This is a genomic window from Streptomyces sp. SAI-170, assembly GCF_049739565.1.
GTDB lineage: Bacteria > Actinomycetota > Actinomycetes > Streptomycetales > Streptomycetaceae > Streptomyces.
The window spans coordinates 5,386,474-5,400,811 of record NZ_JBMGQD010000001.1 but is presented as its reverse complement, the minus strand read 5'-3'; the positions used below and the strand labels follow the sequence as shown (position 1 = coordinate 5,400,811).

Annotated in this window: 8 protein-coding genes; 4 read left to right on the top strand and 4 right to left on the bottom strand. The window is 71.6% G+C overall.

The features are described 5' to 3' along the window. Position 1 precedes the first annotated feature (1 nt). Complete coding sequence (locus tag RKD23_RS24185) at positions 2–919, bottom strand: EamA family transporter (RefSeq protein WP_424855564.1); 918 nt, start codon at positions 917–919, stop codon at positions 2–4. Between the two features lie 98 nt (positions 920–1,017). Here RKD23_RS24185 and RKD23_RS24180 point away from each other — a divergent pair, with 98 nt between their 5' ends. The 4 genes from RKD23_RS24180 (at position 1,018) to RKD23_RS24165 (ending at position 8,502) form a co-directional block, all read left to right on the top strand. After that, positions 1,018–1,944 (top strand): LysR family transcriptional regulator, encoded by a 927-nt coding sequence (locus RKD23_RS24180; protein WP_424855563.1) that lies wholly within the window; start codon positions 1,018–1,020, stop codon positions 1,942–1,944. Between the two features lie 114 nt (positions 1,945–2,058). After that, positions 2,059–3,885 carry a glycoside hydrolase family 3 protein gene (locus RKD23_RS24175; protein ID WP_424855562.1) on the top strand — a complete coding sequence of 609 codons (1,827 nt, stop codon included), beginning with the start codon at positions 2,059–2,061 and terminating at the stop codon, positions 3,883–3,885. A 139-nt stretch (positions 3,886–4,024) separates the two neighbouring features. Further along, positions 4,025–4,357 (top strand): CU044_2847 family protein, encoded by a 333-nt coding sequence (locus RKD23_RS24170; RefSeq protein WP_424855561.1) that lies wholly within the window; start codon positions 4,025–4,027, stop codon positions 4,355–4,357. 5 nt (positions 4,358–4,362) lie between these two features. After that, positions 4,363–8,502, top strand: coding sequence for a trypsin-like peptidase domain-containing protein (locus RKD23_RS24165; RefSeq protein ID WP_424855560.1), 4,140 nt, complete (start codon positions 4,363–4,365; stop codon positions 8,500–8,502). A gap of 53 nt (positions 8,503–8,555) precedes the next feature. On the opposite strand, the gene RKD23_RS24160 is transcribed toward RKD23_RS24165, so the two are convergent. The 3 genes from RKD23_RS24160 to RKD23_RS24150 form a co-directional block, all read right to left on the bottom strand. Beyond that, positions 8,556–9,962, bottom strand: coding sequence for a S28 family serine protease (locus RKD23_RS24160; RefSeq protein ID WP_424855559.1), 1,407 nt, complete (start codon positions 9,960–9,962; stop codon positions 8,556–8,558). 107 nt (positions 9,963–10,069) lie between these two features. Next, the gene (locus RKD23_RS24155) at positions 10,070–10,423 is read right to left on the bottom strand and encodes a hypothetical protein (RefSeq protein ID WP_404036412.1); all 354 of its coding nucleotides are present in this window, start codon (positions 10,421–10,423) and stop codon (positions 10,070–10,072) included. A 161-nt stretch (positions 10,424–10,584) separates the two neighbouring features. After that, on the bottom strand, positions 10,585–14,298 hold the full coding sequence (locus RKD23_RS24150; protein ID WP_424855558.1) for an ABC transporter ATP-binding protein: 3,714 nt from the start codon (positions 14,296–14,298) through the stop codon (positions 10,585–10,587). Positions 14,299–14,338 lie beyond the last annotated feature (40 nt).

Sequence of the window (14,338 nt, the reverse complement as noted above, 5' to 3'; positions counted from 1 at the left end):
GTCATGATCGGCCGACGGCCGGTTCGGGCGCCGGGGCGTCCACGGGGTGGACCCGGCTCCGGCGGCCCGCCGGTGCGAAGGACGTCAGTGCCACGCCGCCGACCAGCAGGGCGGCCGCCACCCAGCGCAGGCCGCTGACGGGCTCGCCCAGGAACAGTGCGGCGGAGGACATGCCGAACACGGGGACGAGGAGGGAGAAGGGCGCCACGGTGGAGGCCGGGTGGCGGCGCAGCAGCCAGCCCCAGGCGCCGAAGCCGAACACGGTGGTGACCCAGGCGACGTAGACGACGGTGCCGGCGCCCTGCCAGTCCAGCGCGCGCAGGGCGGCCGCGTCGCGGTCCCACCCCTCGGTCAGCAGGGACAGCCCCAGCAGGGGCAGGACGGGGACCGTGCTCACCCACACCATGAAGTTGAGGGCGTCGGGGGGTGCCGCCTTGCGGGTGAGGACGTTGGAGGCGCCCCAGCAGGCCGCGGCGGCGACACAGAGGGCGAAGGCGCCGAGGGGGCCCGAGGTGCCCTCGTCGACCGCTGCCACGGCGATCCCGGACAGGGCGACCGCCATGCCCACCACCCCGGTCCGGGTGGGGCGTTCACGCAGGGCGGCGTAGGCGATGAGGGCCGTGAACACCGCCTGGATCTGGAGCACCAGGGAGGACAGCCCGGCCGGCATGCCGGTGTCCATGGCCACGAACAGCAGGCCGAACTTGGCGACGCCCAGCACCAGGCCCACGCCCAGGATCCACTTCCACGCGACCTTCGGGCGGCCGACCAGGAACACCGCCGGGAGCGCGGCCACGAGGAAGCGCAGGGCGGAGAACAGCAGCGGCGGGAAGTGGTCGAGGCCGATCTCGATGACGGTGAAGTTGACGCCCCAGACGGCGGCGACGAGGACGGCGAGGGCGAGGTGTGCGGGGCGCATGCGTCGAGGATCACCCGCCCGTACTGTGCAGGACCAGCGATGATTGATGCACGGTTCGTTTCAGTGATGCTTAATCCAGGAGCCTTCAGGAGCCCTCCATGCTCGATCTCCAGCGTCTGCGTGCCCTGCATGCCGTCTCGGTGCACGGCAGTGTCGGTGCCGCGGCGGCCGCGCTCGGCTACACGCCGTCGGCGGTGTCCCAGCAGATCGCCAAACTGGAGCGGGAGACCAGGACCGTACTGCTGGAACGGGAGGGAAGGGGCGTCCGGTTGACGGCCGAGGCCCATCAACTGGTCGCCACGGCCCAGGAGTTGCTGGCGATCGTCGAGCGGGCGGAGACGGAGCTGGAGGAGCGGCGCGGGGTGCCGGCGGGTCGGCTGACCATCGCGGCGTTCGCGTCGGCGGCGCGCGGGCTGCTGCCGGGCGTGCTGGCCGACCTGGCGCGGCGGCATCCGGCGCTGGACACCCGGCTGAGCGAGATCGACCCGCATCTGTCGGTCGGCATGGTCGCCAAGGGCGCGCTGGATCTGGTGGTGGCGCACGACTGGGACATCGCGCCGCTGCGGGTGCCGCCGGGGGTGGAGCAGGCGGTGATCGGCGACGACCGGTGCACGCTGCTGGTGCCCGAGGGACACCCCTTCGCGGGGCGGGAGTCGGTGCGGCGCGAGGAGCTGGGCGGCCAGCGGTGGGTGTGCCAGCCACCGGGGCGGGTGTGCCACGACTGGCTGATGCGGACGCTGCGCGCGGCCGGGCACGAGCCGGAGATCGTGCATCAGGCGGACGAGAACCCCACGCTGGTCGCACTGGTCGCGGCCGGGCTCGGCGTGTCGCTCGTACCGCGGCTCGGCCGTGGCCCGCTGCCCGGCGGGGTGGTGGAGGTGGCGCTCGATCCGACGCCGGTACGGCGGCTGTACGCACTGTGGCGCACCGGCGTCTCCCGGCGTCCGGCGATCGCCGAGACGGTGCGCACCTTGCAGGAGCACTGGCCCGCGCCGGCCGCGCGGACACCGGTCACGGCGGACTGACACCCCCGGCAACACCCCCTGTGCACTCCCTTGACTGGCAGAAACTTCCTGGATATTGGTGACTCCTCGGAAGTTTCCTTCAGCGGACCCTCGCAGCCTCCGGAAGGAGTGCACGTGCACGACACCAGCACGGGAAGCACCGCGAAACCCTCCAGACGTACGGTCCTCACCGCCGGCGCGGCCGCCACCGCCGCGCTCGCCGTCGGGGGGCCCGCCCTCGCCGCCGGGGACGTCGACGACAAGAAGCTGCGCGGCATCATCTCCCGCATGACGCTTCAGGAGAAGGTCGGCCAGCTCTTCGTCTCCCGCGTCTACGGCCACTCGGCCACGGCCCCCGACCAGGCGGACATCGACGCCAACCTCAAGGATTTCGGCGTGCGCACGGCCGCCGAACTGATCGCCAAGTACCGGCTCGGCGGCGTCATCTACTTCGTGTGGGCGCACAACACCCGCAACCCGCGCCAGATCACCGAGCTGTCCAACGGCATCCAGCGGGCGTCCCTGGACCAGCCGCGCGGCCTGCCCGTGCTGATCTCCACCGACCAGGAGCACGGCATCGTGTGCCGGGTCGGCAAGCCCGCCACGCTGTTCCCCGGCGCGATGGCGATGGGCGCGGGCGGCTCCCGCGCGGACGCCCGCACCCTGGGCCGGATCGCGGGCCGGGAGCTGCACGCGATGGGCATCCGGCAGGACTACACGCCGGTCGCCGACGTCAACGTCAACCCGGCCAACCCGGTGATCGGCGTACGGTCCTTCGGCGCCGACCCGGCCGCTGTCTCCCGGCTGGTGGCGGCCGAGGTCGAGGGGTACCAGCACTCCGGGGTCGCGGCGACGGCCAAGCACTTCCCCGGGCACGGCGACACCGAGGTCGACAGCCACTACGGCTTCCCGACCATCACGCACACTCGCGCGCAGTGGGAGGCGCTGGACGCGCCGCCGTTCCGCGCGGCCGTCGCGGCGGGCATCGACTCGATCATGACCGCGCACATCCTGGTCCCCGCCCTGGACGACTCCGGCGACCCGGCCACCCTCTCCCGCCCCATCCTCACCGGCATCCTGCGCGAGCAGCTCGGCTACGACGGGGTCGTGGTCACCGACTCCCTCGACATGGCGGGCGTACGGCAGAAGTACGGCGACGACCGCGTTCCGGTGCTGGCGCTGAAGGCGGGCGTGGACCAGCTGCTGAACCCGCCCAAGCTGGACGTGGCGTGGAACGCGGTGCTGAAGGCCGTCCAGGACGGGGAGCTGACCGAGGAGCGGCTGGACGAGTCGGTCCTGCGGGTGCTGCGGCTGAAGGCGAAGCTCGGGCTGCTGCACGACCCGTACGTCGTCCCCGGCGGCGTCGACCGCGCGGTCGGCAACCTCGCTCACCTGGCCACGGCCGACCGCATCGCCGAGCGCACCACGACCCTGCTGGTCAACGAGGGCGGCCTGCTGCCCCTCTCCCCCGCCTCGCACGGCAAGGTCCTCGTCCTCGGCGCCGACCTCGCCTCCCCCTCGGGCACGACGGGCCCGCCCACCGGCGTCCTGGCCGGCGCGCTGGCCGAACTGGGCTTCACGACCACGGTCATGTCCACCGGTACGGCGCCCTCGGCCGCGGTGATCGACCGTGCGGTCGCGGCGGCCGGGGAGGCCGACGCGGTGGTGGTCGGGACGTACAACGTCTCGGCGACCAGCAGTCAGAAGACCCTCGTGGAACGCCTGCTGGCGACGGGCGTGCCGGTCGTCGCGGTGGCGGTCCGCAACCCGTACGACGTGGCCCGCCTGCCCGGCGTACGCGCGTACCTGGCGACGTACTCCTGGACGGACGTCGAACTGCGGGCGGCCGCCCGGGTCATCGCCGGGGAGGTGTCCCCGCGCGGGAAGCTGCCGGTGCCGGTGCAGCGGACGGACGACCCGACGAAGGTGCTGTACCCGATCGGGCACGGGCTGACGTACTGACCCCTCGCGGGCGTGTCCGGCGTGTGCGCATGCCGGACACGCGTTCGGCCCACTCCCGGGTGCGAGGGGCTCCGCCTTCGAGGACGGTGGTGGAGTCCCGCAGGAGCCGCTGCCGGGGCCGGGCCGGCGAGGAGGCGTCGTGGCAGCTCTGACTCAGATTCCGCTGGACGGCGGGGGTTTTGTGCTGGTGGAGCAGCCGGGCCTGCCGGACGGCGGGCCGGTGAAGGCCGGCCGGATCGGCGACACCGTGCGCGAGCTGCCGGTGACACTGGAAACCGCCCTGGAACCGGTCACTCAGGCCGCGCGCGCCACACTCGCGCAGTTGCGCAAGGCCCGCCCCGACGAGATCACCGTCGAGTTCGGTGTGGAGCTGGCGTTCGAGGCCGGAGCCGTGATCACCAAGACTCAGGCCGGCTGTCATCTGAAGGTGACCGTGTCCTGGAAGAACGCCGGCCCCGACGACGGGGGCTGATCGCGGTGACGGGCGCGGAGAGCGGGCCGGGTGAGGGCCTGACGTCCGACCTGCTCGCGGCGGTGGCCCAGGTCCTCGCGCCGGACGGCCGGGTGGCCGGGACGGGGTTCCTGGTGGCCGAGGGCGTGCTGGTGACCTGCGCGCATGTCGTGGAGGCGGCGGGCGGCGGTCCCGGTACGAGCGCGGTGCTGTCCTTCCCGCACGTGACGGGCGCGGACCGGGTGGCGGGCACGGTCCCGGCGGAGCTGTGGCGGTCGTCCGACGCGGAGGACGTGGCGTTCGTCCGGCTGACCGCCGCGCCGGCCGGGGCGCGCGTCCTGCCGCTCGGGTCGGCGGAGGGCTGCCGGGGCCACGAGGTGCGGTCGTACGGCTTTCCCACCCAGGCCAGGGCCGAGGGGCACTACGGCTACGGCGAGGCGGGCGACGTGCTGCCCGCCTCGGAGGGCCGGGGCGCGCAACTCCAACTGACCGACGCGAACGACCTCACCACCGGGTTCAGCGGCGGGCCCGTGCTGGACGACGTGACCGGCCTGGTCATCGGCATGCTCACCGAGATCACCGCGCCCGACGCCTACGAACGGGGCCTGGGCATCGCCTACGCCACCCCGGCCCAGGTGCTGCGGGACATCCTGCCGGGGCTGGCCGACCAAGGGGTGTGCCCCTATCGGGGCCTGGAGCCGTTCACGGCCGAGCACGCGCGCTGGTTCCAGGGCCGGTCGGACGCGGTGGAGCAGGTGGTGGCGAACCTGCGCCGGCAGCGGCGGCTGACCCTGCTGCTGGGGCCGTCGGGATCGGGCAAGTCGTCGCTGATCCAGGCGGGTGTGCTGCGCGAGCTGGCGAAGGGCGGACTGCCGGGCAGCGACCGCTGGCTTCCGGTGCTGGCGCGGCCGCGGCAGGACATGCTCGGTGAGCTGGAGCAGGCGGGACTTCCCGGGGCGAGACGGGACGGCATCATCGCGGCGGTCAACCGCAGGCTGGCCGCGGAGCCCTCCTACCATCGCATCCTGCTGGTCATCGACCAGTTCGAGGAGCTGTTGGTGCAGAGCACCAACGGCCGCCTGCGGGACACCCTCGCGGTGATCGACGAGGTCACCTCGTCGGCAGACTGGTACACCAAGATCACCGTGATCCTGATCATGCGTGACGACTTCTATCCCCAGTTGGCCGCGCGTGCGCCCCGGCTGCTGGACGCCGCGATGCCGGGGCTGCTGAATGTGCCGGGCACGCTGAGCCAGGACGACCTGCACGACATCATCGTCGAGCCCGCCGCCGACGTGGGCCTGCGCTTCCAGCCCGGGCTACCCGAGCGGATCACCAGCGACGTCCTCGAGATCACCCCTGAGGCGGCCGACCGCCATCAGGCGCCCGTCACGGTGCTGCCGCTGCTGGAGATGACGCTCCAGCAGCTGTGGGAGCAGCGCCAGGACGGCTACCTCACCCACGATGCCTACGGGCGCATCGGGGGCGTCAGCGGAAGCCTCACGACCTGGTGCGACAGCACCCTTGAGGAACTCTCCCCAGCGCAGCGGGCCATCGCGCGGCGCGCGCTGACGTCCCTGGTCCACCCGGCGGACCCTGGCCGCAACATCAACCCGGTCCGCACACAGGTGCCGCTGGACGAACTACGCGACTTGGCGGCCGACCCCGGCCACTCCGAGGATCAGGGCGACGTCGACGCCGTCATCGTCACCCTGGCGCGGCGCCGCATCATCACCACACAGAAGCTTGAGGCCCCGGAGCGCGCCGGTGCTCCCCATGGGGAACCGGTGGCCGAGCTGATCCACGAGGCCCTCATCCGTGACTGGGGCGCCCTGCGCGACTGGGTCGATGACGACCACCGCTTCCAGGACTGGCTCCGCCGCACCCGCGAACGCGAGGCTCGCTGGGTGGCGGCCAACAAACACCCAGGCGACCTGCTCGCTGGGTCGGCCCTGGGCGAGGCCCTGGAGCTGTCCGGGGGGCGGCGGCTCCCCTCGGACATTGAGGAGTTCCTGACGGCGAGCCAGGAACGGCAGCGGGCGGGCGTGCGGCGGAGCCGGCGTGTCATCGCGGTGCTGGCGGGACTGCTGGCGCTCGCGCTGATCGCGGTGGTGGGTGTGATCTGGCAGTGGCAGCGCGTGGGGCATGCGAAGGACAGGTCCCTGTCGCGGGAGCTGGCGGCACAGTCCAACGAGCTGCTCTACACCGACCCGGAGCTGGCCGCGCTGTTGGCGGTGAAGGCGTACCGGACGAAGGACACGCCCGAGGCCGTCGACACCGTGCGCAGCGCCTCGGCTCTGCCCGCCCACCGTCGCCTGTCCGGGCATGACAGCCCGGTGCGGGCCGTCGCCTATGCCGAGGACGGCAGCATCCTCGCCTCCGCCGGGGACGATCACATCGTCCTCCTGCGGGACGCGAAGACGCTGAAGATCCGATTCAGGCTCACCCACCACCGACAGCCGGTGAACGCGGTGGCGTTCAGCAAGGACGAACGCCTCGCCACCGGCAGCGACGACGGAACCGTCCGCCTGTGGGACCCGGACGCCGGCGAACTCCTCAGGACACTCTCCGGCCACACCGGGCCGGTCAGGGCGGTGGCGTTCAGCAAGGACGGACAGATCCTCGCGACGGGAAGCGACGACAACACGGTCCGGCTGTGGAACCCGGACACCGGTGAACCCCTCGGCACGCTCAAGGGGCACACCAAACCGGTCAGGGCGGTGGCCTTCCATCCCGACGGGAACACCTTCGCCACCGGAAGCGACGACACCACCGTCCGTCTGTGGAACCTGGAGACCCGGAGATCGTACAAAACGCTCGATGAGCACCTGCTGCCGGTCACATCAGTGGCCTTCAGCCCGGACGGCAACATGCTCGCAACCGCGGACGACGCCTACGTCTATCTGAGGGACCCGAGAAGCGGCGAAGAGCACAGCCCGCTGTACGAGTCAGCGTCTCTGATCGCCTTCAGCCCGGACGGCAAGTCCTTCGTCACCGCCACCGACCGTTACGTACGGCTCTGGGACACCGACACCAAGGGCCCCAGAGGCACCCTGATCGGGCATTACGACGACGTACTCGCGCTGGCGTTCAGCCGGGACAACCGCACCCTCGCCACCGCCAGCCGCGACACGACGGTGCGTTTGTGGAACGCGAGCCTTGGCAAGGACAACACCACTCTCAGGGGCCACACCGGCACCGTTTACAAGGTCGCCTACAGCCGAGACGGTGACAAGGTCGCCACCGCGAGCGCCGACGAGACCGCGCAGCTCTGGGACCCGGACACCGGCGAGCGCCTCCGGGAACTGAAGCTCGGGGGCGAGGTGAACGTGGCGGCGTTCCACCCGGACGGCCACACCGTCGCCACCGCGAGCGACGACTGGACCGTCCGCTTGTGGGATGCGGATGCGGACACCACTCAGGAGCGCGCCAAACTTGAGGAGCATCAGAACCTGGTGCGTTCGGCGGCGTTCAGTCCCGACGGTCGAATCCTCGCCACCGCCGACGAGGACGGCACCGTCTATCTGCGGGACGCACACACGGGTGCGGTCCTCATCGACCCGCTCGCCACACACAGCGGACCCATCTACGACGTGGCGTTCAGCCCGGACAGCCGAGTCCTCGCCACGGCCGGCGACGACTCGACGACGACTCTGTGGGATGTGGCCTCCGGACGGAAGATCAACACTCTCAGGGGGCACCACGATGCGGTGTTTTCCGTGGCATTCAGCCCGGACGGCCGCAGGGTCGCCACCGGCAGCCTGGACGGAACGGTCCGGCTGTGGGACGCGGACAGGGGCCGGCCGCTCATCGAGATGACCAAACACAGGGCCGCTGTGGAGACCGTCGCTTTCCACCCCGATGGTGCCATCCTCGCGACGGGCAGCGACGACGGAACCGTCCGGCTGTGGGACGCAAACAGCGGCAAGGCCCGTGTCGCCGTCCTCGCGAGCTTCAGCGGTGTGAACTCACTGGCCTTCAGCCCCGACGGCCGCGCCCTCGCCACGGCGGGCGACGACGGGACGGCGCGGCTGTGGAGGATCGACGACATCCCCGAGGCCGACGAGGCGCTCCGGCAGGTCTGCCGCACCTTCAGCCGCGACCTCACCGCGTTGGAGCAAAAGGCCTACGTCCCCGGCGACTCGGACGCCTCCGTCTGCCCCTGAAACCCCGACGGCGGGCCCCCGAGAGCCCGCCGTCGAAGTCAACTCACAGTCACTTACCGCCGAAGCCCCCGCTCCGGCATCCGCCGGTCCAGCTTCGAGTCGAACTTGGCCAGCGGCTTGGCCTCGGACACGACGGTCGAGGACAGACCCGCCCAGTCGAGGATCCGGGCGGTGGCGAGGTTCTTCTCGCCGTCCACCAGGCCGGCCACGCGGGCCCCGTGGTTGGCGCCGGGGGCCGTGAACACATAGGAGTCACGGGCGCCCTTGCCGAGGCGGAACTGCTCGGCGCCCCAGGGGTCGTTCTGGCCGTAGACGAAGAGCATGTGGTTCGCGTTGTGGCGGACCCAGCTGTCGACGTCGCGCATGGCCCACGGCTGGAAGGTCATGGGGATGTCACGCGGGACGAAGTTGCGCGGCGGCTGGTAGCCGTAGCGGATGTACTGCTTCTCGACGTGCGGGAACTGGATCGTGGGCGCGCCCAGTTGGGTGCCCGCCTGGTAGTAGTACGGCGTGTACGTCTCCAGGCCCTGGTCGGCGTACGCGGAGAAGCCGGAGATCGTGTCGATCGAGGTCCAGATCGCGTCGTCCGTGGCGTGGGCCGCGTCCGCCGGGATCGTCTCGCAGTCGGCGAGCAGGCTGTACTGCCAGAAGCCCCACACGTAGTCGAGGACGACCGCCTCGTAGGCGCGGTCGAGGCCGCCGATGGTGGTGAAGGTGAGGCCGTTCTCGGCGGCGTACGCCTCGTACTTCTTCTCCAGCGGCTCACGGCGTACGAGCGCCTCGCGCTGGACGGCGTTCAGCCGGTCGCGGCACTCCTTGGTGCCGACGGACGCGAAGAAGCGGTCGTAGGCGGAGTCCTCCTTGTTGACCACGTCGTTGGGGGCCACGTAGGCCACCACGCCGTCCATGTCGCGCGGGTAGAAGCGCTCGTAGTAGGTGGCGGTCATGCCGCCCTTGGAGCCGCCGGTGGAGATCCAGTTCTTGGAGTAGATCCCCTTCAGCGCCTTGAAGATGCGGTGCTGGTCGCTGGCGGCCTGCCAGATGTCCAGCTTGCTCCAGTCGGCCGGGGCCGGCCGGGACGGGGTGAAGAAGCGGTACTCCATGGAGACCTGGTTGCCGTCCACGATCTGGGTCGGCTCGCGGCGGCTGGGGGTCGTGGAGACGTTGTAGCCGCCGGTGTAGAAGACGGTCGGGCGGCTGACGTCCTTGTGCAGGACGGTGATCCGCTGCTGGAACGTACCCGCCGACGGGTTCCGGTGGTCGACCGGCTGGGTGTAGTTCAGGACGAAGAAGCGGTAGCCGGGGTACGGCTTCTCCTCGATCAGGCTGATGCCGGGTACGGCAAGCAGCCGGTCCTTGATATCGGTGGCCTCCGGCTGGGCGGCGGTGGCCGCCCCGGCCGTGCTCAGCGTGCCTATGAGCACGGCGAGCGCGAGCAGCCATCTGAGCGCCTTGCGCATGCACCCTCCCTGGGAAACAGATGTGCGCCGGAAGCTATCGGAGCAACTCGGTTCACACCAGGGGAGGTTGAGCTAACAGTTGCGCAAAAGGCACTGATCGGACGCGATCAGCAAAGAATCCAGCCCGAGTCCACCGACCCGTTGCCCCGCGAGCCCTTGACCCGCACGCAGCGCTGTCCGGCGTAGGTGCGCACGGGGCCGATCCGGCGGGTGCGCAGGCCTTCCTTGTGGGCCGGGCGGAAGCCCCGTGCCTGCACGCTCACCGTCATCCAGTGCTGCGGGCCGGGGCGTCTGGCGTAGGTGACGGCGCAGACGACGCCGCCGCTCTTGTAGACGTGCACCGCGCCGGTGGAGAACGACAGCGTGCGCACCTTGCGGCCCGCGCAGGTCTCCGCCGAGGCGGCCTGGGCCGTTCCCGGCGCGCCGAGCGCCAGCAGTCCGGACGCGGTCAGCACGGCCATGCCGAGCGCGAGCCGTCGGCGTATCGCGCCCTTGTCACCCCTGTCCACTGTCGTCCTCCCGAGCCACACGACCATCGCCGTACTGCTGTACGGACGCCAGGCGTGTGTCGGATGGTTGCACAACCGGGACGGGCCCGGGACACGGGCCCGCCCCCTCGCGCTCAGCTCGGCGCCGGCACCGGCTCCCCCACGAACGTCGCCCACAGCTCGGCGTAGCGGCCGCCCAGGGCCAGGAGTTCGTCGTGGGTGCCGTCCTCGGCGACCCGGCCGTGGTCCATGACGACGACCCGGTCCGCGCGGGCGGCTGTCGTCAGGCGGTGGGCGACCACCAGGGTGGTGCGGCGGCCGGCGAGGCGGTCGGTGGCCTGGTTGACCTGGGCCTCGGTGGCCAGATCCAGCGCGGCCGTCGCCTCGTCGAGGAGCAGGACGTCGGGGTCGACCAGCTCGGCGCGCGCCAGGGCGGTCAACTGGCGCTGTCCGGCGGAGAGGTTGCGGCCGCGCTCGGCGACCTCGTGGAGGTAGCCGCCCTCCAGGCGCGCGATCATCTCGTGGGCGCCGACCGCGCGGGCGGCGGCCTCCACCTCGGCGTCGGTGGCGTCGGGGCGGCCGTAGGCGATGGCGTCGCGGACCGTGCCGGGGAAGAGGTAGGCCTCCTGCGGGACGACGCCGAGGCGGTGCCGATAGGAGGTGAGGTCGAGGTCGCGCAGGTCGGCGCCGTCGACCGTCACCCGGCCGGACGTGGGGTCGTAGAACCGGGCCACCAGCTTCACCAGCGTCGACTTGCCCGCGCCGGTCTCGCCGACGAAGGCGACCGTCTGCCCGGCCGGGATGCGCAGGTCGATGCCGGTCAGCGCCTCCTCCGGTTCATCGGCGGAGCCGTAGGCGAAGTGCACGTCCTCGAAGGCGATCTCGCCCCGCAGGGAGGGCACGTCGCGCGGCTGCCGTGCCGACTTCGTCGAGGTCGGCTCCTGGAGCAGCTCCTGGATGCGGCCGAGGGAGACGGACGCCTGCTGGTAGCCGTCGAAGACCTGGGAGAGCTGCTGGACGGGCGCGAAGAACAGGTCGATGTACAGCAGGTACGCCACCAGCGCGCCCGTGGTGAGGCTGGCCTCGGTGACCCGGCCGGAACCGGCGATCAGCACCGAGGCCGCGGCGGCCGCGGAGAGGAGCTGCACGAACGGGAAGTAGATCGAGATCAGCCACTGTCCGTGCACGCGGGCCCGGCGGTAGCTGTCGCTGCGCTCGGCGAAGTTGCGCGCCCCGTCGTGCTCGCGCCTGAAGGCCTGCACGATCCGCAGCCCGGCCACGGTCTCCTGGAGGTCGGCGTTGACCACCGACACGCGCTCGCGGGCGAGTTCGTACGCCTTCACGCTCGCGCGGCGGAAGAAGTACGTGGCGACGATCAGCGGCGGCAGGGTGGCGAAGACGACGAGGGCGAGCTCCAGGTCCAGCACCACCAGCGCGACCATGATGCCGAAGAAGGTGACGACCGAGACGAAGGCCGTGACCAGGCCGGTCTGCAGGAAGGTCGACAGGGCGTCGACGTCCGTGGTCATCCGGGTCATGATCCGGCCGGTCAGCTCGCGCTCGTAGTAGTCGAGGCCGAGCCGCTGGAGCTGGGCGAAGATCTTCAGCCGCAGTGCGTAGAGGACCCGCTCGCCGGTACGGCCGGTCATCCGGGTCTCGCCGGTCTGCGCGGCCCACTGCACGAGGACCGCGAGGAGGCCGAGCAGGGAGGCCGCCCACACCGCGCCGAGCGCGGCCTCGGTGACGCCGCTGTCGATGCCGTGCCGGATCAGGACCGGGAGGAGAAGACCCATCCCCGCGTCCACGGCGACCAGGGCGAGGCTGATCAGCAGCGGCAGGCCGAAACCTTTCAGCAGTCTGCGCAGTCCGTACTGGTCCTCGGCGCGCACCGCGCGGGCCTCGTCGACCTCAGGGGCGTCGGTGGCCGGGGGCAGCGCCTCGACCTGCGCGAGCAGCTCGGGGGTGGCGGGGGTGCCGGACATCGCGGCGTCCCTCGGTGCGCGCTCCCCCGCCCACAGCCGGGGCGTGATGCCGCGCTCGGCGTCGAACTCGGCGTCCAGTTCGTCCCGTACGGAGGTGTCCTCGGCGGGTGCGAGGGGCTGGGTGTGGCCCGGGGAGACACCGCCGAGCTCGTCGGGGTCGGTGAGCAGGCGGCGGTAGAGGGCGGATCGTTCCTGCAGCTCGTCGTGGGTGCCGAGGTCGGCGAGGCGGCCGCCGTCGAGGACGGCGATGCGGTCGGCGAGGTTGAGGGTGGAGCGGCGGTGGGCGATGAGGAGGGTCGTGCGGCCCTCCATGACCTGCTTCAGCGCCTCGTGGATCTCGTGCTCGACCCGGGCGTCCACGGCGGAGGTGGCGTCGTCCAGGACGAGCAGCCGCGGGTCGGTGAGGATCGCGCGGGCGAGGGCGACACGCTGGCGCTGGCCGCCGGAGAGGGTCAGTCCGTGCTCGCCGACCTTGGTGTCGTAGCCGTCGGGCAGCTCGGCGATGAAACGGTCCGCCTGGGCGGCGCGGGCGGCGGCCTCGATCTGCTCGTCCGTGGCGTCGGGGCGGCCGTAGGCGATGTTGGCGCGAACGGTGTCGGAGAAGAGGAAGGAGTCCTCGGGGACCAGCCCGATCGCGGCCCGCAGGGACTCCTGGGTCAGCTCGCGCACGTCGTGGCCGCCGATCAGGACGGCGCCGCGCGTCACGTCGTAGAAGCGCGGCATCAGCAGCGACACGGTCGACTTTCCGGAGCCGGACGAACCGACGACGGCGAGGGTCTCGCCGGGGCGGATCTCGAAGCTGAGGCCGTCGAGGACCGGCTGTCCGGGCTCGTAGCCGAAGGAGACGTCGTCGAACTCGACGGTCGCGGGCGCGTCGGCGGGCAGTTCCTTGGTGCCGTCCTTGATCGACGGCTCGGTGTCGATCAGCTCCAGGACGCGCTCGGTGCCGGCGCGGGCCTGCTGGGCGACGGTGAGGACCATCGCGAGCATGCGGACGGGGCCGACGAGCTGGGCGAGGTAGGTGGAGAAGGCGACGAAGGTGCCGAGGGTGATGTGGCCGCGGACCGCGAGCCAGCCGCCGAGGGCCAGCATGGCGACCTGGCCGAGGGCGGGGACGGCCTGGAGGGCGGGGGTGTACCTGCTGTTCAGGCGGATGGTGCGCAGCCGGCCCGCGAACAGCTTCCGGCCGACCTCGCGCAGCTTGCCGGTCTCCTGCTCCTCCTGCCCGAAGCCCTTGACCACGCGTACGCCGCTGACGGCGCCGTCGACGACACCCGCGACCGCGGCGGCCTGGGCCTGGGCGTACCAGGTGGCGGGGTGCAGCTTGGCGCGGCTGCGTTTGGCGATGAACCACAGGGCGGGCGCGACGGCGAGCGCGACCAGCGTCAGCGGGATCGACAGCCAGGCCATCACGATCAGGGAGATCAGGAAGAGGGCGAAGTTGCCGATGGTCATCGGCAGCATGAAGAGCAGGCTCTGGATCAGCTGGAGGTCGCTGGTGGCACGGCCGACGACCTGGCCGGTGGACAGCTCGTCCTGGCGGCGGCCGTCGAGCCGGGTGATCGTCTCGTACATCTCCGTCCGCAGGTCGTGCTGGACGTCGAGAGCGAGGCGGCCGCCGTAGTAGCGGCGGATGTAGGTGAGGGCGTAGACGAGGAGGGCCGCGCCGATCAGGCCGGCGGCCCAGGGCGCCATGTCACGGGTCCGGGCGGTGATGACGTCGTCGATGATCACCTTGGTGAGCAGCGGGACGAGCGCCATGACGGCCATGCCGAGGAGGGAGGAGGCGAGGGCCAGGACGACGTCCTTGGGATATCGCCAGGCGTAGGACGCCAGTCTCCGTGCCCATCCCCGTTTCGGTTCCACGTCGGTGCCCTCCGGTCGTGCTGATCCAGTCGTCCTGATC

Coding starts and splice junctions, on each gene's coding strand:
- RKD23_RS24185 (WP_424855564.1), bottom strand. CDS start 919: ATGCGCCCCGCACACCTCGCCCTCGCCGTCCTCGTCGCCGCCGTCTGG.
- RKD23_RS24180 (WP_424855563.1), top strand. CDS start 1,018: ATGCTCGATCTCCAGCGTCTGCGTGCCCTGCATGCCGTCTCGGTGCAC.
- RKD23_RS24160 (WP_424855559.1), bottom strand. CDS start 9,962: ATGCGCAAGGCGCTCAGATGGCTGCTCGCGCTCGCCGTGCTCATAGGC.
- RKD23_RS24155 (WP_404036412.1), bottom strand. CDS start 10,423: ATGGCCGTGCTGACCGCGTCCGGACTGCTGGCGCTCGGCGCGCCGGGA.